The sequence below is a fragment of the Sutcliffiella halmapala genome, assembly GCF_002019665.1.
GTDB classification, from domain to species: domain Bacteria; phylum Bacillota; class Bacilli; order Bacillales; family Bacillaceae_I; genus Sutcliffiella_A; species Sutcliffiella_A halmapala.
This window is the reverse complement of record NZ_KV917375.1, coordinates 1,506,253-1,526,031: the sequence shown is the minus strand read 5'-3', so window position 1 is coordinate 1,526,031 and position 19,779 is coordinate 1,506,253. Positions and strand designations below refer to the sequence as shown.

19 protein-coding genes and 1 tRNA gene are annotated in these 19,779 nt (G+C 35.8%); 5 read left to right on the top strand and 15 right to left on the bottom strand.

All coding sequences use genetic code 11. The annotated features are described in order from the left end of the window. Positions 1 to 156: 156 nt before the first annotated feature. From BK580_RS07300 to BK580_RS07270, 7 genes are all read right to left on the bottom strand, one after another. Entirely contained in the window at positions 157 to 2,304 is a 2,148-nt protein-coding gene (locus BK580_RS07300; protein ID WP_078379693.1) for a peptidoglycan D,D-transpeptidase FtsI family protein, read from the bottom strand. A 124-nt stretch (positions 2,305 to 2,428) separates the two neighbouring features. Continuing rightward, the gene (locus tag BK580_RS07295) at positions 2,429 to 3,718 is read right to left on the bottom strand and encodes an MFS transporter (protein WP_078379692.1); all 1,290 of its coding nucleotides are present in this window, start codon (positions 3,716 to 3,718) and stop codon (positions 2,429 to 2,431) included. 210 nt (positions 3,719 to 3,928) lie between these two features. Further along, positions 3,929 to 4,537: a superoxide dismutase gene (locus BK580_RS07290; RefSeq protein WP_078379691.1), complete on the bottom strand. Its 609-nt coding sequence runs from the start codon at positions 4,535 to 4,537 to the stop codon at positions 3,929 to 3,931. Between the two features lie 131 nt (positions 4,538 to 4,668). Then, the gene (gene pfkA, locus BK580_RS07285) at positions 4,669 to 5,628 is read right to left on the bottom strand and encodes a 6-phosphofructokinase (protein WP_078382674.1); all 960 of its coding nucleotides are present in this window, start codon (positions 5,626 to 5,628) and stop codon (positions 4,669 to 4,671) included. A gap of 265 nt (positions 5,629 to 5,893) precedes the next feature. Next, positions 5,894 to 5,986 (bottom strand) — tRNA-Ser (locus tag BK580_RS07280). A gap of 117 nt (positions 5,987 to 6,103) precedes the next feature. Next, positions 6,104 to 6,583: a DUF456 domain-containing protein gene (locus BK580_RS07275; RefSeq protein WP_078379690.1), complete on the bottom strand. Its 480-nt coding sequence runs from the start codon at positions 6,581 to 6,583 to the stop codon at positions 6,104 to 6,106. Positions 6,584 to 6,653: 70 nt separating this feature from the next. Next, a complete protein-coding gene (locus BK580_RS07270) occupies positions 6,654 to 8,294 on the bottom strand; it encodes a Na/Pi cotransporter family protein (protein ID WP_078379689.1) in 1,641 nt (546 codons plus the stop codon). Positions 8,295 to 8,539: 245 nt separating this feature from the next. Here BK580_RS07270 and BK580_RS07265 point away from each other — a divergent pair, with 245 nt between their 5' ends. The 3 genes from BK580_RS07265 to ispG all read left to right on the top strand — a co-directional run bounded on the left by BK580_RS07265 (position 8,540) and on the right by ispG (position 11,038). Then, the gene (locus BK580_RS07265; RefSeq protein WP_078379688.1) at positions 8,540 to 9,322 is read left to right on the top strand and encodes a DUF1189 domain-containing protein; all 783 of its coding nucleotides are present in this window, start codon (positions 8,540 to 8,542) and stop codon (positions 9,320 to 9,322) included. Between the two features lie 108 nt (positions 9,323 to 9,430). After that, positions 9,431 to 9,775 carry a hypothetical protein gene (locus BK580_RS07260; protein ID WP_078379687.1) on the top strand — a complete coding sequence of 115 codons (345 nt, stop codon included), beginning with the start codon at positions 9,431 to 9,433 and terminating at the stop codon, positions 9,773 to 9,775. A 165-nt stretch (positions 9,776 to 9,940) separates the two neighbouring features. Then, positions 9,941 to 11,038, top strand: a complete 1,098-nt coding sequence (ispG, locus tag BK580_RS07255) for a flavodoxin-dependent (E)-4-hydroxy-3-methylbut-2-enyl-diphosphate synthase (RefSeq protein ID WP_169865251.1) — start codon at positions 9,941 to 9,943, stop codon at positions 11,036 to 11,038. A gap of 35 nt (positions 11,039 to 11,073) precedes the next feature. Here ispG and BK580_RS07250 read toward each other — a convergent pair whose 3' ends face one another. Next, a complete protein-coding gene (locus BK580_RS07250) occupies positions 11,074 to 11,487 on the bottom strand; it encodes a DUF4190 domain-containing protein (protein ID WP_078379685.1) in 414 nt (137 codons plus the stop codon). Between the two features lie 203 nt (positions 11,488 to 11,690). Here BK580_RS07250 and BK580_RS07245 point away from each other — a divergent pair, with 203 nt between their 5' ends. Then, positions 11,691 to 12,272, top strand: coding sequence for a 5' nucleotidase, NT5C type (locus tag BK580_RS07245; protein WP_078379684.1), 582 nt, complete (start codon positions 11,691 to 11,693; stop codon positions 12,270 to 12,272). 154 nt (positions 12,273 to 12,426) lie between these two features. On the opposite strand, the gene BK580_RS23515 is transcribed toward BK580_RS07245, so the two are convergent. From BK580_RS23515 to BK580_RS07225, 5 genes are all read right to left on the bottom strand, one after another. After that, on the bottom strand, positions 12,427 to 12,591 hold the full coding sequence (locus BK580_RS23515) for a hypothetical protein (protein WP_169864841.1): 165 nt from the start codon (positions 12,589 to 12,591) through the stop codon (positions 12,427 to 12,429). Between the two features lie 232 nt (positions 12,592 to 12,823). Beyond that, positions 12,824 to 13,243 (bottom strand): Fur family transcriptional regulator, encoded by a 420-nt coding sequence (locus tag BK580_RS07240; RefSeq protein WP_078379683.1) that lies wholly within the window; start codon positions 13,241 to 13,243, stop codon positions 12,824 to 12,826. Continuing rightward, entirely contained in the window at positions 13,244 to 14,080 is an 837-nt protein-coding gene (locus tag BK580_RS07235; protein WP_078379682.1) for a metal ABC transporter permease, read from the bottom strand. It lies immediately after the preceding gene. Beyond that, on the bottom strand, positions 14,080 to 14,850 hold the full coding sequence (locus tag BK580_RS07230) for a metal ABC transporter ATP-binding protein (protein ID WP_211279076.1): 771 nt from the start codon (positions 14,848 to 14,850) through the stop codon (positions 14,080 to 14,082). Before BK580_RS07230 ends, BK580_RS07235 begins: the two co-directional genes overlap by 1 nt. Before the next feature lie 393 nt (positions 14,851 to 15,243). Then, a complete protein-coding gene (locus BK580_RS07225; protein WP_078379680.1) occupies positions 15,244 to 16,656 on the bottom strand; it encodes a sensor histidine kinase in 1,413 nt (470 codons plus the stop codon). 152 nt (positions 16,657 to 16,808) lie between these two features. Between BK580_RS07225 and BK580_RS07220 the strand changes: the two genes are divergently transcribed. Then, positions 16,809 to 17,063, top strand: a complete 255-nt coding sequence (locus tag BK580_RS07220) for a DUF2624 domain-containing protein (protein WP_078379679.1) — start codon at positions 16,809 to 16,811, stop codon at positions 17,061 to 17,063. Positions 17,064 to 17,103: 40 nt separating this feature from the next. Here the strand turns inward: BK580_RS07220 and BK580_RS07215 are convergent, their stop codons facing one another. Then, positions 17,104 to 18,003, bottom strand: a complete 900-nt coding sequence (locus BK580_RS07215; protein WP_078379678.1) for a deoxyribonuclease IV — start codon at positions 18,001 to 18,003, stop codon at positions 17,104 to 17,106. A gap of 210 nt (positions 18,004 to 18,213) precedes the next feature. Next, the gene (locus tag BK580_RS07210) at positions 18,214 to 19,521 is read right to left on the bottom strand and encodes a DEAD/DEAH box helicase (RefSeq protein WP_078379677.1); all 1,308 of its coding nucleotides are present in this window, start codon (positions 19,519 to 19,521) and stop codon (positions 18,214 to 18,216) included. Positions 19,522 to 19,779 lie beyond the last annotated feature (258 nt).

Below are 19,779 nucleotides of genomic sequence, written 5' to 3'. Positions count from 1 at the left end.
GGTATGAATCAAGTGTAAAGGTTATGTAAACTTAAAAAATTCGCAATATTATAGGGGAATTTGACGGATTTTTGTACTATAGACTTTTTTATCCGAAAGAAAATAACTTTAAAAGCACAAAAAAAGTACTCAAACTGAGTACTTTTTTGTTTGTATTTATTCTTCTTCTGTTTCATCTTCTGAATTATTCTGTTCCTGATCTTGGAGCTTCGGCTGTCCTTGGGCACGTTTTTTCTTAAGATCGAAATAGGCTTTCATGATTTCGTCGCCTATTTCTGTACTAATTCCACCCGTGACGTTAAAGTCAGTAGAAGCGTACGGTACCATGATGGCAAACGAAATTTCAGGATTATCGTATGGAGCATAGCCTATTAGATTAAAGTTAAGTGTATCATGCCTAACGCGAGTCCCATCACTTAAAGTTTGATAATAACTCGATTCAGCAGTTCCTGATTTTCCTGCTGGTTTAAACTCTTTCACTTTCGATTTACTAGCGGTGCCTCGAGATCCATGATAAACCCTAATGAATCCATCTTGAACACGTTTAATTTCATTATCACTCATATCTAATCTGTTTAAAATCTCAGGTTTAAATGGTTGAAGAACTGGCCCTAAGCCACCTTCTTCTATCGGCTCCCTTACTTCACGTACAAGTTGCGGTTTCATTCGATAACCACCATTTGCAATCGTAGATACATATTGCGCTAATTGTAAAGTAGTATACGTATCATACTGACCAATTGATAAATCCAGTAGCAAACCAGGAAGCGTCTCCGTACCAGTTACTCCAGAAGATTCTCTTGGCAGATCAATTCCTGTTGGTACACCTAAACCAAACTGTGCTAAATAGCTTCTAAAAACATCAAATGAATTTGGACTTATAGCAATTGGCTCATTAGGTCGATAGGTTGCACCTGCAATACCAAGAACTGTTCTAAACATATATACATTGGACGATCTTTCCAAAGCAGTCCAATCGTTAATACTTCCCATATTAGTATAAGATGCTTTTCGTTGTTTCTGTCTCCCTAGAAACAGTGGGGTATCAAATAAATAGCTATTAGGTTGAATGACGCCATGCTGAAAACCAGCTAACACAGTCGCTCCTTTTACAGTAGACCCTGGCTCATAAGCTTCTTGAATAGCACCAAGTGCATTATCTAACACTTCGTATTGCCCACTTTCTCCTCTTTCGATCTGCTTACCTGCTAACGATAGTACTTCTCCCGTCTTCGGGTTCATCACAACTGCAAAAGCACGATCTAAAAAGGTTGCTCTAGCACTCGGGTTCGCTTTAGCCTGTAAGATCTTTTCTTCTAATACTTTTTCCACCATTTGTTGTAATTCCATATCGATAGACAAAACTAAATCTTTCCCTCGTTGTCCGTCAAAAACTCTTTCCTGACGCAGAAGGTTGCCAGATGAATCCGTTATATTTTTGACTCTTGCTTTTTGGCCTTGAAGAATATTTTCGTACTGGGACTCGATTTGACTTAAACCTACACGGTCATTTCGACTATATCCCCTTGCTAAAAACTCTTGAATTCGTTCACTTGGAATACCACTATCAGACGTCGACACTCTTCCTAAAACAGAACGGAGCGTATCTTCAAATACATATTCTCGTTGCCAATCTGTCATAATATCTACACCAATTAAATCAGATAGCCTTTCACTTACAATGGCGTATTCTTGATCTGTTACATCTTTATTTTTAACAATCTGCGGGGTTAAGGCATACCCTTTGTTGAATTCACGGAAAATCGCCAATACTTCTCTTTCTTCGTCCGTAATTTGCTTAATATGATCCTCTGTAATACGGTCTAATTGAAGCTGGTATAAATCTTTTTCTTCTAATTCTCCATCTTTAACCTTTTGCAAATCTTCGTCCGTAATCAATGCCTCTGCTTCTTCAGGACGAGTAAGAATCCAATAATCCTGTTCATCGCGTGGTTGAATTACTTTTGTATCTAATGTGATTACTTCAGAAAGTTTTTTTGCTATTTCTAGTTGTTCTTTTGCAGTTGTTGATTGCATTCTTGTATATGTGATGGCATTAAGCGGAGTATTATCCACTACTACATTTTGATTCCGGTCAAATATCTTACCTCTAGGAGCAAGTGTATTCACTGTTACATTTTCTTCTCTATCTACTTCCTTGCGATAGTCTTCTCCAAATACAATCTGGACAAATCCTAAGCGAAGTATTAGGGCAGAAAACAACAAAAACACCGCAAAAAACAAGAGATTTAATCGATTGGGGACATAATTCTTTTTCTTCTTTTTTTGTTTTTGACTTGTCATACCCTACACCTTTTCATTTGAAATTTTTCAAAAAAAGCAAGACACCTAATAGTAAATCTCTTAGGTGTCTATGTCTATCTATATTGTATAAGAAAACACTTCAAATATCTATTAATAAATAGTACTAAGGTTTGGATTCCCCTTCTCCATCTCGTAAAGTAGACACAATTGCATGTGATTCCTCCCCTTGATTTACCGGTTCTGCATCAAATTCAATTTTTCGGACAAACGGATAAATCATAGCATGCCCAGCCCCAATTACACACATCAATACAGGAATACTTTTTTCTTGATCAAAGAAGATTACGGCTATTAAAAATAGAATTATCGAAACTGCTCTGCCACTATTTAAGAAAATTTCTCTTACAACGATGTATTCAATTCGCATTTCAGCCGCTTTCCAGCTTCTACCAATAACGTCATATGTTAAGGAAACATAGGGAACCAATAGTAGTGGATAAGCTATAGCAATGGTCACCGCATATAAAAGCAATTTCACATATGTAAGTTCAAATACAAGAAAGAACACTGAACCATAAAGGATAAGTCCACCAAAGAGGATTGCTTTTTTTCGATGGTGTTTCTTTATGAGTCTCGTTGCAAAAAAATAACAGACAAATGCCACCGCTGAATTTACTAACCCAAACGTTCCTAATGCCATCTCACTATTGGTCGTAATATAAACCAATACTGAAACTGCAAAAATAAACGTACCTTCTCGAAGGCCTTGAAAGAAATGGGCATCGGTAATATAGCGCCAATTGTTGTTGTTTTTTCTTTCTTTTAGGATTCTTTTCACTTCATAACTACCCTCTGCTCCTCTTCTCTTAATAAATAAACTGAGGATAACAGCAGCTGAGAATAGTATTAAAGAGATCGTAAAAATCACCGTATATCCAGTGAACTTTTCAAGTGTTGAAATAATATACCCCGCAGCAATTGGTCCTATCATTCCTCCAACAGATGTTAAGATCCCTAAAAATCCGTTAAAAAAATCTCTCGTTTCTGGCTCCGTAATTTCAAATGTTAAGACATTAAAAGCAAGCCAATAAAAACCATACCCTATTCCTAACAAGGAACCCAGGACAAGTAAATAGGTAGATGCTTTATCACCAATAAACAAGACAGACAAATAAAAAAGTGCTAAGAATACAACACCTAATCGTAGCACAATTACTCTGTCAATTTTTTTTGCCCACCTTCCTGCTAATATGAAGGTTATGGGCTGAAAAATTACAATCGCTAAATTGTAAAATCCTAAATCCTTAAATTCACCTGATTGCTTCCAAAGATACACATTAACAAACGTATTTGATAAAGCGATACTTAGGGAATATAACCCACCAATCACTAATAGCATTAGCAAGTCCTTATTCACCTCTACATCACCGATCAACTTTTTTAATCCAACCATTATGATCGCTCCTTTATCTACGTTTATTGTGGCTTAAAGGAGGTGGAGATATGTATGTTTTTTTAAGTGCCTGGTCAGCACTCGAAGCAAACTGGTTATATTTAATGGCGTTGCTACCCTTACTAAACACACTATCCATCGTGCGTTTTTATACTTTTTTATAGAATAAAAAAACTCTCGACCATGGTGGACGAGAGTTTTCATTCGTTATTATTTCGCTTCGTTATAAAGCTTTCCTACTACATCCCAGTTAATTACATTGAAGAATGAAGAGATGTAATCTGGACGACGGTTTTGGTAGTTTAAGTAGTAAGCGTGCTCCCAAACATCAAGGCCAAGAACAGGAGTTTTACCTTCCATTAGAGGAGAGTCTTGGTTTGGTGTGCTTGTTACTTCAAGTTCACCGTTGTTTACTACAAGCCAAGCCCAACCAGAGCCAAAACGGGTTGTAGCAGCCTTAGCAAACTCTTCCTTGAAGTTTTCAACGCTACCGAACTTACTAGTAATCGCATCTGCTAATTCGCCTGTTGGAGAATTAGAGCCACCTGGAGTTAAGATATTCCAGAATAGGCTATGGTTTGCATGTCCACCACCATGATTGCGGACTGCAGTACGAATGTTTTCAGGAACTGCATCTAAGTTAGATACAAGCTCTTCAACACTTTTACCTTGAAGTTCAGCTTGACCCTCTAATGCAGCGTTAACGCCTGTTACATAAGTATTGTGGTGCTTTGTGTGGTGAATGTTCATTGTTTCCTTGTCAATGTGAGGCTCCAATGCGTCATATGCATAAGTTAATTGTGGTAGTTCGAATGCCATAAGTATCTCCTCCTAATATATTATGTAGAGCTTAAATCACGAAAAGAAGAATTCTTTCCTGATTCATTAGTTTCAGATTACCAAAACTTGTCGGAAGTTTCAATTAATCTGCTCAATCTGCAACATTTTATTTAAATAGAGAGTTCTTGAGATAATTTGTACATACTCTCATCAAATTTATGCGGAAGGGAAAATACTTCGTCAAAGGAATAATCGACAATTTTATTTTGTTCCATCCCCACGGCACGACCTGCCTTGCCTTCTATAAGTAATTCTACCGCTCGCCCACCGAGTCTGCTTGCTAAAACTCGGTCAAACGCTGTTGGATTACCACCCCTTTGAATATGCCCCAATACCGTAACACGTGTGTCTAGATTCGTTTCTTCTTTTATTAATTTCGCAAAATCCATTCCATTACTAACACCTTCTGCTAAAACAATGATAGTATGCTTTTTTCCACGTTGCTGACCACTTTTAATACGACCAACCACATCGGATAATTTAAACTCAATTTCTGGAATAATAATCGTTTCTGCGCCTCCGGCTAAACCTGCCCACAAGGCAATATCTCCAGCATGACGCCCCATAACCTCTATAATAAAAGTACGTTCATGAGAAGTTGCTGTATCTCTTATTTTATCAATGGCATCAATAACTGTATGAAGAGCTGTATTAAAGCCCACAGTATAATCTGTCCCAGCAATATCATTATCAATCGTTCCTGGTAACCCTATACAAGGGATTCCTTGTTCTGATAATTTCTGAGCACCTTTGAAGGATCCATCCCCGCCAATAACAACCAGACCTTCTATCCCATGTTTTTTAAGTTGTTCTATGCCTTGACGCTGCCCTTCAGCAGTTTTAAAGTCCTCACTTCTTGCTGTATAGAGGATGGTTCCACCGCGGTGAATAATATCTCCAACAGAACCAAGCTCTAATTTTTTAAAATTACCAGTCATCAGTCCTGAATAGCCCTGGTAAATCCCATAAACATTTAAATCGTGATAGATCGCTTTCCTTACCACTGCACGAACCGCTGCATTCATGCCAGGTGAGTCCCCACCACTTGTCAGCACTCCTATAGTTTTCAAATTCTTCACTCCCTTTTGAATATATACCATTTCTATTTCACAAAAACGCATGACATAAACAACCCTAGTATATCCATATTAAACCATTCCATGTTAGGAAAAAGCTAATATTAACCTACTGAAAAGTTTCCGTTCTTTTTTCATCTTTGTATTTAAGTAAAGGAAACGCAAAAGTTAACATACTTCGTGGGCCTTTTTAATTTTATTCGCGAAACAAAAAGAGCACTCAACCTAAATGATTGAATGCTCATGTATAATTTATGTATGGAGGAGGAAGAGGGATTCGAACCCCCGCGGGCTTTGACACCCCTGTCGGTTTTCAAGACCGATCCCTTCAGCCAGACTTGGGTATTCCTCCGTATTATGAAAAACTAAACCAGTAAAATACTTACCAGATTTATCGCTGTCCTTCTACTTTCCCAACAGGACATAATAAAATTTATCATAATTCCACTAATTTTGTCAATACCTATTACTAGATAAAAATTAAAAAACAAACTATCATAATAGCCTGAATAATTGCTTTGGCAACTACACTACTAAACAAGCCAACTACAGACCCAAACCCTATTTTCACTGCCGCTTTCATGTCTTTCTTATTAAAAAGTAATTCACCGAGGATTGCTCCTAAAAACGGACCTAAGATAATCCCAGCAACCGGAATAACAAACGGGCCTATTAACAAACCAATCGTACTACCCCATATCGATGCATTACTACCTCCGAATTTTTTCACTCCTAACAGGTTAGCGAAATAATCAGCAACAAATAAAAGTATGACGAATAATGCTGTGATGAGCCAAAACCAGATATTCAATTCCTCAAAGGAGAAGAACACACCATATAGTAAGAAACCTCCGACAATGAAAAGAACACTTGGAATTATCGGATAGATTAGACCACCAAATGCAACCACAAAAAGCGCTATAATAATAATCCAATATACGATATCCATCGAATTCCTCCAATCTTATAAGAAGAAATGCCAGACCTTTCAAAGAGTCTGGCATTTCTAGTTAAATCTATTATAACGTACCGTGGTCTTCCCCTAAAACTGCTTCTGCAATATTTACAGCATGATCACCAATACGTTCCAAGTTACTTACGATATCAACAAAAACAATTCCAGCTTGACCTGAACATAACCCTTCGTTCAGACGTAGGATGTGCTTCTTGCGAAGAGTACGTTCCATCTTGTCAATCTGATCTTCTTTTAATTTAACATCCTGTGCAAGTTCCTTATCACCTGATCTTAACGATTCTATGGCTTCTTTCACAGTTGTAATTGTTAAAGCAAACATTTCTTCTAAATCTGTATCCGCAGATCCGGTTAATTTCACCTTATTCGAAATTTGATAATCGACAAGCTCTACTATGTTCTCAAAATGATCTCCGATTCTTTCGATATCACGAACCGTATCCATTAACATAGAGTGCTCCTCGGATTCATTTTCTGTTAATGAACTAGACGAGAGTTTTACTAAATAATCTGTAATTTTACGATCTAGATTATTAATCGCATCCTCAATTTGAAATGCAGTTTCTGAATGTTTTGGTGAGCCCGTTTTCAGGTAATTTTCTGTTTCCTCTAATCCCGCAACAGAGAATTCACCCATTCTTAATACTTCCTCTTTTGCTTGTCCTAACGCAAGAGAAGGAGATTGCTCAATAAATATTGGGTCTAGATGCTTAGCTTTATACTCTACTACGCTGTCCTCACCTGGTATTAGCTTCGTTACAATGATTGCTAACAATGCAATAAAAGGAAATTGAATGATAACGTTTGAGAAATTGAAAATACCATGTGCAAACGCAATCGTCATCTGTGGATTAAGACCTAAAATCCCTTGTAAATATTCAACTAACTTGGTAAAGGGCCCTAAGACTATTAAGACTAATACAGTACCAATCAGATTAAACAATACATGAGACAATGCTGCTCTTCTTGCAGCTACAGAAGCACCAATAGATGCAAGGATAGCTGTTATAGTTGTCCCGATATTGTCACCAAATAAAACAGGTAACGCAGCTTGAAGATTAATAGCACCTTGACCATATATTTCTTGGAGTATCCCTATGGTCGCACTCGAACTTTGAACAATAACAGTAAAAACTGTCCCTATAACAACACCAAGAATTGGATTATGACTCAATGAAAGTGTTAAATCATAAAAAGCATCTAATCCTGTTAATGGTTTTAACCCATCACCCATTATCTTTAACCCTAAGAAAAGTGCGCCAAAGCCGAAAATTATTTGGCCTAAGTAGTGAAGTTTTTGACTTTTAAAGAAGAATAACAAGATCGCACCTAACGCAATGATAGGCAGTGCATAATCAGTAATTTTTATTCCTATGATAAATGCTGTTACTGTCGTTCCTATATTTGCTCCCATTATGACACCAATTGCTTGTCGTAATGACATGAATCCTGCACTAACTAGCCCTACCGTTAGTGCCGTCGTACCAGAACTAGATTGTATAAGAGCTGTTACTAAAACTCCAGCAAGTACTCCCATAAACGGATTTGTTGTAAATCTATCTAGAATATCTCGCAGCTTATCACCTGCTGATTTTTGCAATCCATCACCCATGTACTTTATCCCAAATAGAAAAATACCAAGACCACCGACAAATTCAAAAATTATCCTCTGAACATCCAAGTCCAATACATTCAACCCCTTAATCAAATCGCATCAATATCGACAAAAATCTACAAAACCAAATACAATTATTAACCTAATACCTCCTCATTGTAAATACAATTCACAATAAATTTACATTATCTTAACAATATACGCCTTTCGATTTACATACAGATGTGACTCTTTAATTAAATATTGTATAGAAAACCAAATTAAGGTAACATAAAGAAAGTAAAATCACTACTTTATAAATAAAAGGACTGATAAATTTGAATATTTTTACTCAATTTATAAAAAGCCTATACTCTCCAAAGGATATGGCTAGTTTTCGTTTTCAAGGAATAGGGAAAACGATTCTTTTTGTATTTTTTCTTGTACTTATTACTTCTATTCCCCTGTTTGTGAATCTTGGAACCGATGTTTTTAAATTTGTCTCATCTACACAAACAATTTTTAAAGCCGATACTCCTGATTTCTATTTAGAAGATGGACAATTTCATGCTGAAACAGATGAACCTTTCATTTTAAAAGATCAAGATACTACAATTATATTCGATCCTGAAAACGAATTATCTATCGATGAGATTAGAGCCTACCCAGAGGTATTAGCTATTCAAAAAAATGAAGCAATTTTTCAATATGGAAACACGTTGGAATATATCCCATTCAATGATCTACAGGGTGTATATTTTGATAAAGCCGACTTCGTTTCTTTAATAGAGTCAGTTGAATCAAGTTTACCTATAATTGTTACTTTATTAATACTTGCAGGTTATATCTTCTTCAGTGCTATAAAATTTATTCAAATTACGATTTTAGGATTACTTGGGCTAGTACTGAAAAACAGCTTAAAACGTCATAATCTTCGTTTTCGTCATACCTGGATTTTATCTGCCTATGCCCTCACTATTCCTAGTGTGTTCTTTGCAATAATGGATTTACTGCGCGTTCAAATTCCAGGTGCCATTTTGTTAAACTTTGCGGTTACCATCTTCGTTCTATTTTTAGTAATGAAAGAAATCAAAGTGAAACAACAAAAACCTATAGAATAGTAAAGATAACCACTGGAGTAGCCAGTGGTTTTTTATTTTACATTAGTCATAACTCTTGAGGACAAGCATATAGTGAATTAAGCTTTGTTCTCAAGGAGGAACGTGACAATGATTCGACTATTCGTTGCAGCACTTATTTGTATTACCATCTTTAGCATTTACTATGACCTCTCAAATGGTACAATCCCAAGCATTAATCAAGAACAAGTAACAACTACCATGAGTGTTCCTGATGTAACAGAACAGCCTTCTGAGTTACCAAATTCAACTAACAACTATATAGATGTGGAAGTAAAGGCTGGCGATACAGTATTAACAATTGCAGAAAGAATTGCCAATAAACCTATTCCTGTTTCTATCACACAATTAATCGAAGACTTCCAGACTTTAAACGATGGCATCCCACCTGAAAAAATACAAATTGGTAAATCATATAGGTTCCCTATATACTAAAATGGTAAAACATTTTCACTTGTCATAACCATAAACGATTGTTAAAATATGTTGGGAGTTAGTGGATAATACTAGCTTTTTTTTTGAATTAAAGGTAATCTGATGAATGATAGATGTTTTGATCTTTAGATCATTCCTAAAAGGAGCGATTCACTCGTGAATGAAATGATACATCGTACAAAGACCCGCCCTGTTAAAGTAGGAGATATAACAATCGGCGGTAGTAATGAACTATTTATCCAAAGTATGACTACTACGAAAACACATGATGTAGAAGCAACTGTTGCAGAAATTAAACGTTTAGAAGAAGCAGGATGCCAGGTTGTTCGGGTTGCTGTCCCTGATGAGCGTGCTGCTAATGCCATTGCAGACATCAAGAGACAAATAAATATACCATTAGTTGCAGACATCCACTTTGATTATAAGCTTGCGCTTAAAGCTATAGATGGTGGTATTGATAAAATACGTATTAACCCTGGGAACATCGGACGCCGTGAAAAAGTGGAAGCTGTTGTAAATGCAGCTAAAGCAAAAGGAATCCCAATTCGTATAGGTGTAAATGCTGGTTCTTTAGAAAAACGTATTATTGAAAAGTACGGCTATCCAACAGCTGATGGAATGGTTGAAAGTGCCCTTCATCATATTAAAATTCTTGAAGACCTTGATTTTCATGATATCATCGTGTCGATGAAGGCATCCGATGTCAACTTGGCAATTGAAGCTTATGAAAAGGCTGCAAAAGCATTTGACTATCCCCTTCATTTAGGAATCACGGAGTCAGGAACACTTTTCGCTGGAACAGTAAAAAGCGCAGCTGGACTGGGAGCAATTCTCAGCAAAGGCATTGGTAATACTTTACGTATTTCCCTAAGTGCCGATCCTGTTGAAGAAGTGAAAGTTGCTCGTGAGCTTCTAAAGTCATTCGGTCTCTCTTCTAATGCAGCTACTTTAATTTCTTGCCCGACATGTGGTCGAATTGAAATTGATTTAATTAGTATCGCAAATGAGGTAGAAGAATACATCTCAACGATAAAGGCACCAATTAAGGTTGCGGTTTTAGGCTGTGCTGTAAACGGTCCTGGTGAAGCTCGTGAAGCTGATATTGGAATTGCAGGAGCGCGTGGGGAAGGCCTTCTTTTCCGTAAAGGGGAAATCGTTCGAAAAGTACCTGAAGCTACAATGGTTGAAGAATTAAAGAAAGAAATTGATAAGATTGCGGAAGAATATTTCGCAAAACAAGAAGAAGAAAAGGCAAAAGCTTGACACTATTGAAGTGTCAAGCTTTTTTTCTTGCCCTCTTAGAACAATGGAAGTACGAATAAACCAACAACGATCGATACAATACCTAAACCAATCGCCCAAGCTCCTAACCCTGTTGCACCTCTTTTGCGCGCAATGAAGCCGACTATAATTCCAGCAGCACCCAATATAACAGGCATGAAGAACAAGGATAGTACGGATAGAATAAGTCCTAAAAATCCAAGACCTCTTCCACTCATCCCCATAACATCACTTCGTTCCTCTTCAAATACTTCTTCCCTATCGCTGTATATATCTGAGTGAAGTCTAGTCGGAACAGCAGCAACTTCCGCCGCATTTTCTTCCAAATAGTCACGCTGGCCCTTTGCTCTTGCTACATGAGGTTCTTCGTAAGCTAAGTCTGAATCAAAACGGTCAAGTTTTTCTTCGTTATTCTCAAATTCACTTGCCATTCTTATCCCTCGCTTTCATATAGAAGATAGGAGCATTACTTATTATAAACAAGACCGAGTAAAACATAGATGTTAATGTTTTCCGATATGAAGATAGACACCCATACAACTCTTACAACACTAGGAAAAATAAGCCCACAAATAATAAAAATGGGACAAAATATGATAAGATGAATGAGTGAATTAAAGATTGGAGGAACACCATGAGAAAAAGACTTGGCATTGATATCGATGGAACACTAACTTGCCCCACTACATTTGTTCCATATATAAATAAAACACTTAATAAAAATATTACACTCGATGATATAAAAGAATATGACTTAACACCACTTATGGGGTTAACACAAGAAGAATTTTGGAAATGGATGGACGAAATGGAACCCCTTATTTATAAGGATGCCCCTTTGGCACAAGGTGCAAAACAAATCGTAAAAAAATGGCATGCAGAATTTAACCTTTACTTTATAAGCGCTAGAAGAAATCATCTTTTTGAAGTTACAAACAATTGGTTTGCAAAACAAGATATCAATTACGATCACCTTGAACTTATTGGCAGCCATAATAAAATTAGTGCCGTAAAAGAACATAAAATCGACCTCTTCTTCGAGGATAAGCATGATAATGCAGTTGACATTAGTGAAGAATGTCAAATTCCTGTTATTCTTTTTGACACACCCTATAACAGAAGCCCTATTCCAAAGAATGTATACCGGGTAAACAATTGGTTAGAAGCTGAGAAAACAGTCCAAAGCATTTTCAATGTAACAGCCCTTCAGAATTAGAACGAGTTCTCAATCTGTTTTCAACACATCCTCATCAACCTATTACCAAATAAAAAAGCTGACTGAAACACATTATGTGATTTCAGTCAGCTTTTTTAATATGGTAAGAAAGTATAAAAAACACTCCAGAACGAAGTGATTACACCTTTGTTCATTACCCTGATTTCGTCATCGCACGAATTAATTGCTTCTTCATGCGATTAATAAAATCTACTGTATCTATATCCTTATTTGTCGTACCTATTTCTTTCGCTGTTTCTAAAATAACTACAAGGTCTTCCGTATTTAAGTTAGACTCATGCTTTTTTTCTCCAGACATTGCATACACCCTTATTTTTCATATATAAGAAAGTTCGACAACTTTCTCGATTTTGAGAGGGCATTACATATTTATAGAACTATAGTACCTATATATGAATTTTTCCGTTAAAAGGTGTACGCTTTCTAATTCTTGCTGCTCTGTTAAACACTGTACTTAACAGAGCCATCCTAAAAAAACAGCCAAAAGAGAATAACAATAAAAAACGACTACTATAAGCAGCCGTTTTCGATTATGCCGTAGCTAGACATTCTGGACATTTTCCGTATATTTCAAATTTATGATCCGTTACTTCATACCCATTCAAATTTTCGCCTAATTCACGCATCGGACATGTTTCAATTTTTTTTGTTTTCCCACAAACTAAACAAATAAAATGATGATGATGATGACTTGTAGCACATGTAAAACGGAAATGCTTCTCACCTGACAATTCCGTACTCTCAAGAATGCCTAACTCTACAAAAAGGGCAAGATTGCGATAAATCGTATCAAAACTTAATCCTGGATAATTGTCCTTCATTGTATCGAGTACATCTTTAGCCGTTAAATATTTATCTTCAGTTGCAAATAATTCGAGCATCTCTTGCCTTTTTCCTGTATATTTATATCCCTGATTTTTCATTAATAATAGCGCCTGCGATACATTCATCTAGTTCCCTCTCCTTATTTTATTCCAAAGAATTGTAGTGATAAGTATGAGCACAGAAATAATGACAATCGTTCCCCCTGGTGCTAAATCTAAATAAAAGGAGGTAATTAAACCACCGATCACAGCGATTTCTCCAAACAGAATGGCAAGAAAAATAGTTTGTTTAAAGCCTCTACTCAATCGCATACTCGCTGCCACTGGTAACGTCATCAAGGAAGATACTAATAATATCCCAACTATTCTCATGGAAGCAGCAATAACAAGAGCAACCATAATGATAAAAATCAAATGGAAGACTCGAGCATTAACTCCTGAAACTTTTGCATGCTCCTCATCGAAAGATAAAATAAACATTTCTTTATAAAACACAGTTAGTGTCATAACTACTATAATGGCAATGACAAAAATCGTCCAAAAATCAGCACTTGTCACGGCGCTTACACTACCAAAGAGAAAGTTAAATAAATCCGTGTTAAATCCATCTGCTAAGGAAATGAAAATGACACCAAGTCCAATTCCAGAAGAAAGAATAATCGGGATCGCTAACTCTTGGTAATGTTTGTAAACACCTCGCAATTTTTCAATAAAAAGGGCGCCCGTTACCGAGAAAGCCATTCCGAAATAGATTGGACTTAATCCAACAAACATACCAAATCTCTTTTCTAATAATAAGCTCGCTGCGATTCCCGCTAAGGTAACATGACTTAACGCATCTGCTATTAAGGACAATCTCCTAACAACTACAAACACCCCTAATAAGGGAGCCAAAAATCCAATCAATATTCCAGTATAAAAAGCATTTCTTAAAAATTCAAACTGTATAAATGCATCTATCATTAAACATGCCCTCCATCATGATGATTATGACTTAGAACATGCACTTCATGGCCATAAAAACTAGATAAATCATTGGTCCGTAGTTTCTCAAATTCATCCGTTACACCATGAAAGTGTAAATTTTTATTCAAGCATGCTACATGCGTTACCTTTTCTGTAATCGTTCCAACATCATGAGTTACTAGTACAAGCGTGATACCCATTTCTTTATTCAATTTTTCAAGCATTTGATAAAAATTTTGAACGTTTTTAATGTCGACTCCAACAGTTGGTTCATCTAATATTAATAATTCCGGTTCGCTTACTAGAGCTCTAGCAATAAATATACGTTGCTGCTGACCACCGGATAAATCCCCAATATTCCTATTAGCGAATGCTTCCATTCCAACTGCTTTAATGGCCTCTAATACTTGCTTTTTATGAGTTTTATTAAAGAAGCGTAATAAACCAACCTTCGATACAAGGCCTGTCGAAACTACTTCAAAGACAGTTGCAGGAAAGCCAGAATTAAAACTGTTTGCCTTTTGCGAAACAAAACCAATTTTATTCCAATCCTTAAATTTCCTGATATCTTTTCCAAACAATTGAATCGACCCTTGCTGCGCCCTTAATAAACCGAGAATGCATTTTAAGAGTGTCGACTTCCCTGATCCATTCGGGCCAACTAGGCCTAAGAACGCACCTTTCGGGATACTTAAATGAATATTCTCTAGTACATTTTGTTTTTCATATTTGAAAGATAAATCTTTTATTTCTAATACGTTTTCTATATGTTTCATCTTTTTCACACCTTACAAGATAAGAATCATTACGATTTTTATAACAATAGATTAGTATACATGAGACAGGGGAAAAAGTAAATAAATCGAACCATTAACAATTTAAACCTGGGCTACTCTGAAAATATGGTGACCTCTTTAAACTCCCTGTAGATTTCCGGGCCAGGCGTCTGTGGGACTCGCATTCCCGCAGGAGTCTCACGCCTTGCACTACAATCATCAGGGGAGGCGAGGGATACTTGACGTTCCACTTTTTCATTATCCATAGTGCAATTTTTCTTTGATTTGCATGGGTGTCTACCCCTGAAAAGGTTTTCTGTTAGATTCTCTTTTGATTTTGGGTCAATCAACTGTAAGATTAATTATATCTAACAAAAAAAGCCTCTATTCAGGCTTTTTTTGTTGAAGAGGTAGGCGAAAGCAAAAAGTAGAACCCTCTCCTAATTTACTATCAATAAATAATTCTCCATCATGGTCTTCGATAATTTTTTTACATAGTGGAATGCCGAGTCCATTTCCTTTTTCTTTCGTTGTAAAAAAAGGTTTCCCAATTCGGTCTAGAACGTCCTCCGCCATTCCCTTCCCATTGTCCATCACAGTAATTTCATAAAACACATCTGATTTTTTGGCACGCAATAAGAAAAATTTATTTTTTTGATATTCCGGAAATGCTTCAATCGCATTTCTTAACAGATTCAACATTACCTGCTTAATCATTGCCTCATTTACTACTACCTCTTCTTCTACCTTTTCTATTTCAAAATCAAAATCAATATTATGTAATAGGCATTCTGACTGAAAAATATAAACTAACGACTGAAAAATATGCTGAGGTTGTATTGCCTGTTTGTTAACTTTTTTTCGTGAAACAGACAAGAAATCCTCAATGATGGAGTTCATTCGACTAATTTCCGCCATTATAGTGTCATAGTACTTACTCCAATTATTCGTTATCTGAGAAAGCTGGATAAAGCCTTTTATGACTGAAAGCGGATTTCTAAGCTCATGTGCCATTCCTGCAGATATTTGTGATACAGATTCCATTTGTTGCTTATAAATTAACAGATTCTCAAACTTCTGCTGGTAGGATCGATCATGGATAATAAAAAAGGTCTTTTCCATATGTTCAAAGAAAATTCCTTGAATTTGAAAAAGCATCTCGTCATCGTAGCAGATCCGTTCTTTAAAACTTTTGTTATCAAACACTTCATTATGTATTTCTAGAATTTTTTGCTTTAAAAAATTCGGCGTGTTTACTTGAGTAAAATCAGCATTTCGATAAGAATCATCTTCAATATCTAATTCCAATAAAGTAAGACATCGCTTATTAATATATTCAATAGTAGAGTTTTTTGTAAGTACTAAAATTGCTATATCCAAAGAGTTCGTTGTAAATTCATTTAATTTCAAAGATTGTTCAATTGTTCCGTAATGTAATGGTAAGATACTTAATTTATCATTCGATTCAATTAAATGACCGGATAAGTAAATGCGATTGTTTTCAAATTTACCATTATAAACAACTTCTACATACTTTCCGTTAATGCTATGGAATAAAATCTTTTTTCTCGTTTCTCCGATAGAGTTTGCCATTTCCTTAAAATATGTAAAAACCTCTTGGCGATAGCTTGTCGGAAGTGTTTCAAAAAAGGATTGTGCTTCATCTATTAAGGAGAAAAATGCAGCCGCTTGTTCATTCCATTCCTCAATTGCCCCATTACTATTCAATATTAAACGCAAATCTGAACTTAGTTCATGAAATATACCTTGTTCTTTCTGATCTATTATAACTGACAAGGCGACTCCCCCTTGTAAACCTTATGTCTCTAATTTCCTCAACAATTATCAGCTTTTTTTTAATTATACAATAATTTCCTAAGTATTGTCATATTATTTCGTAATGGTACCCGTTTTGTTTTTTTCACATATGTTAACTTGGGAGGGATACGATGAATATTTATCAACAAATCGTAAATAAAAAGCTTAATAATATTACACCTGATGAACTCATTCACTATGGATTACAGTATGATATTTCCTTGACCAATGATCAAGCAAAAAAAATATCCGCACTTTTACAATCAAAAAAAGTAAATGTCTTTAATACTTCTGAACGCATCCAGCTTATGAAGGATGTCGCAAAAATTACGGGCCATGAAACAGCAAAAAAAGTAAACCAGCTTTTCACCGAATTTACAAAATAACGAAAGGAGCAGGGCGTAAAGCCCTGCTCCTTTCGTTATTTTATCCCTGAAGAATTTTTGATAATAGATTTTCATTAAATGTTTTGTTTCTTAACATTTCAATTTCATGCTTATATGGAGGCTTTCTATCTTTCTTGTCTTCTCCAACATAAGGTGTTTCCAAAATTTTAGGAACAGCGGAAAGTTGATCATGGTGCACAATATAGCTTAAGGCATCAAACCCGATATTACCGAATCCGATATTCTCATGTCGATCTTTTCCTGCTCCACAAACATTCTTACTATCATTAATATGAAGTACCTTTATGCGATTTAAGCCAATGATGTCATCAAACTGCTTTAACACTCCATCAAAATCATTCACAATATCATAACCTGCATCATGAACGTGACAAGTATCAAAACAAACAGAAAGCTTTTCATTTAAATGAACGCCATCAATAATTGCTGCAATTTCTTCAAAGGTTCTTCCACATTCAGAACCTTTACCCGCCATTGTTTCTAAGGCAATTTGTACATTCTGTTCCTTCGTTAGTGCTTCGTTTAATCCTTTTATTATCTGGGAAATACCAATTTCTGCACCAGCACCCACATGGGCACCTGGATGAAGGACAATTTGCTTTGCACCAATCGCTTCTGTTCTTCTAACCTCTTCGGCTAAAAAATTCACTCCAAGTTCAAACGTTTCTGGCTTTTCAGAATTGCCGATATTAATAATATATGGAGCATGAACAATAATTTCCTTTAGCCCGTGCTCTTTCATATGTTGAAGACCAGCTTCGATATTTAAGTCTTCTATTTTTTTTCTTCTCGTATTTTGAGGAGCACCAGTATATACCATAAATACATTCGCCCCATAGGAAGCTGCCTCTTCACTTGCAGCTAACAACATCTTTTTTCCGCTCATCGATACATGCGAACCAATAAGTAAATTTTCCACAACATCACCTCATAAGAAAAGCGTAAAGCCCCTTACACAGCATTAACACGATAAGACAATTTTAAGCAAGAGGATTTTTGTATCCTCTAGAAGAAAGTGACTTATGCATGCAAGCTGTTGTCGGAGCTAGGCAGTATCTAATATTTATTAAAAATCATCTATTATTTTATCATAATGATATCTAGAAAGGTTATCTGTATGCTTTTTCTATTATTTTTTCTTTAAGCGACGCTGTCTTTTTTTGAATTGCTCTACTTCATACTTGTATTTCTTTTTGTAACCTGGTTTTACTTTTTCTGATTTTTTCACAGATGTTTTAGCAGCTAGATCAATTTCATTAACCTTTTTCTGGCGGTTTTGACGCTTATGTCGAACTCCTATCTCAACAAGTTCTCCACCTTTTAAATCCATTTGAGTAAATGTTACCCCAAGTTTTTCTATTTGAACTAATGCATTCTCATCTGTTGGCTCATAAAGCGTAATCGCTTTTCCAGAATACTCTGCACGTCCAGTACGACCTACACGATGGATATAGAAATCTAAGTCAGTTGGAATTTCATAGTTGATAACATGACTTACACCATCAATATCAATTCCTCTAGCAGCTAAATCAGTTGCTACAACATATTGATACTCAAGTTCATTAATTTGCTTCATCATTTTCTTACGTTCACGTGGATTCAAATCACCATGAATTCTTCCTACTTTTAATCCTTGCTCAATTAAAGAATCCGCAACCTCATCCGCTTTTTTCTTCGTATTCGTAAATACAATAGCTAAATACGGATTAAATTGCACTAAAACATCATGTAATAGTTTCATTTTCCCTTTTGACTTTACTGGTATTAACAAATGATTAATTTTTGCAGCAGTCACTTGCTTAGGGGCAACATGTGTATATTTTGGATTTTCCATATATTTACGCAAGAACGGTTTTAGTTTCTCTGGAATAGTAGCGGAAAAAACTAATATTTGCAGATTTTTAGGCATAGCTGCCGCAATTTTATCAATATCCTCAATGAATCCCATATCTAACATTAAATCAGCTTCATCTACAACAATCGTTTGAGCAGTATAGACCTGTAATGCTTTTTCGCTCATTAAGTCCTTAATACGGCCAGGTGTACCTACCACAATTTGCGGCTGCTGCTTTAAGCGATCTATAGTACGTTGTTTATCTGTCCCACCAATATAGCAACGAGCGGTAATCATTTCTTCTGGAGAACAAAACTTTGTCATTTTTAATATTTCTTGGTAAATTTGATTTGCCAATTCACGTGTTGGAGCAGTAATAACAGCTTGTACTTCTTGTACGGCAGGATCAATTTTACTTAAGATAGGTATTAGATAGGCATGCGTTTTTCCAGTACCAGTCTGTGATTGACCTATCGCACTTTCTCCATTTAATAAAGATGGAATCATTCTTTCTTGTACCTCTGTTGGCTTTTGAAAACGAAGCTCTTTTACCGCTTCTAATATAAACGGCTTAACATTAAACTTTTCAAATGTAGTATTCATTTAGTTTCCTCCGATTTTAGCTTAATTAAAATCATGTATTTTATATGTACAAAGTCATAATTTTAAGTTGTTGTTGTATTAAATTTGTCGTATTTTAACCCAAACTTCTATTATAGATGACTTTCAGCTTTTTGGCTACATTACGGTTGTGCCCATTCTTGTAGGACGATAAACATTTCATCCGTCATTAGCATAAATTATATAAGACTAATCACTTGCCTAAACGAGATTGCATGAAAATTTCATCAACCATTTATA

Excerpts from the sequence above, each read along its gene's own strand:
- BK580_RS07300 (WP_078379693.1), bottom strand. The coding sequence starts at position 2,304 with ATGACAAGTCAAAAACAAAAAAAGAAGAAAAAGAATTATGTCCCCAAT.
- BK580_RS07295 (WP_078379692.1), bottom strand. The coding sequence starts at position 3,718 with ATGGTTGGATTAAAAAAGTTGATCGGTGATGTAGAGGTGAATAAGGAC.
- BK580_RS07290 (WP_078379691.1), bottom strand. The coding sequence starts at position 4,537 with ATGGCATTCGAACTACCACAATTAACTTATGCATATGACGCATTGGAG.
- BK580_RS07275 (WP_078379690.1), bottom strand. The coding sequence starts at position 6,583 with ATGGATATCGTATATTGGATTATTATTATAGCGCTTTTTGTGGTTGCA.
- BK580_RS07260 (WP_078379687.1), top strand. The coding sequence starts at position 9,431 with ATGATTCGACTATTCGTTGCAGCACTTATTTGTATTACCATCTTTAGC.
- ispG (WP_169865251.1), top strand. The coding sequence starts at position 9,941 with ATGATACATCGTACAAAGACCCGCCCTGTTAAAGTAGGAGATATAACA.
- BK580_RS07250 (WP_078379685.1), bottom strand. The coding sequence starts at position 11,487 with ATGGCAAGTGAATTTGAGAATAACGAAGAAAAACTTGACCGTTTTGAT.
- BK580_RS07245 (WP_078379684.1), top strand. The coding sequence starts at position 11,691 with ATGAGAAAAAGACTTGGCATTGATATCGATGGAACACTAACTTGCCCC.
- BK580_RS23515 (WP_169864841.1), bottom strand. The coding sequence starts at position 12,591 with ATGTCTGGAGAAAAAAAGCATGAGTCTAACTTAAATACGGAAGACCTT.
- BK580_RS07240 (WP_078379683.1), bottom strand. The coding sequence starts at position 13,243 with ATGAATGTATCGCAGGCGCTATTATTAATGAAAAATCAGGGATATAAA.
- BK580_RS07235 (WP_078379682.1), bottom strand. The coding sequence starts at position 14,080 with ATGATAGATGCATTTATACAGTTTGAATTTTTAAGAAATGCTTTTTAT.
- BK580_RS07220 (WP_078379679.1), top strand. The coding sequence starts at position 16,809 with ATGAATATTTATCAACAAATCGTAAATAAAAAGCTTAATAATATTACA.
- BK580_RS07210 (WP_078379677.1), bottom strand. The coding sequence starts at position 19,521 with ATGAATACTACATTTGAAAAGTTTAATGTTAAGCCGTTTATATTAGAA.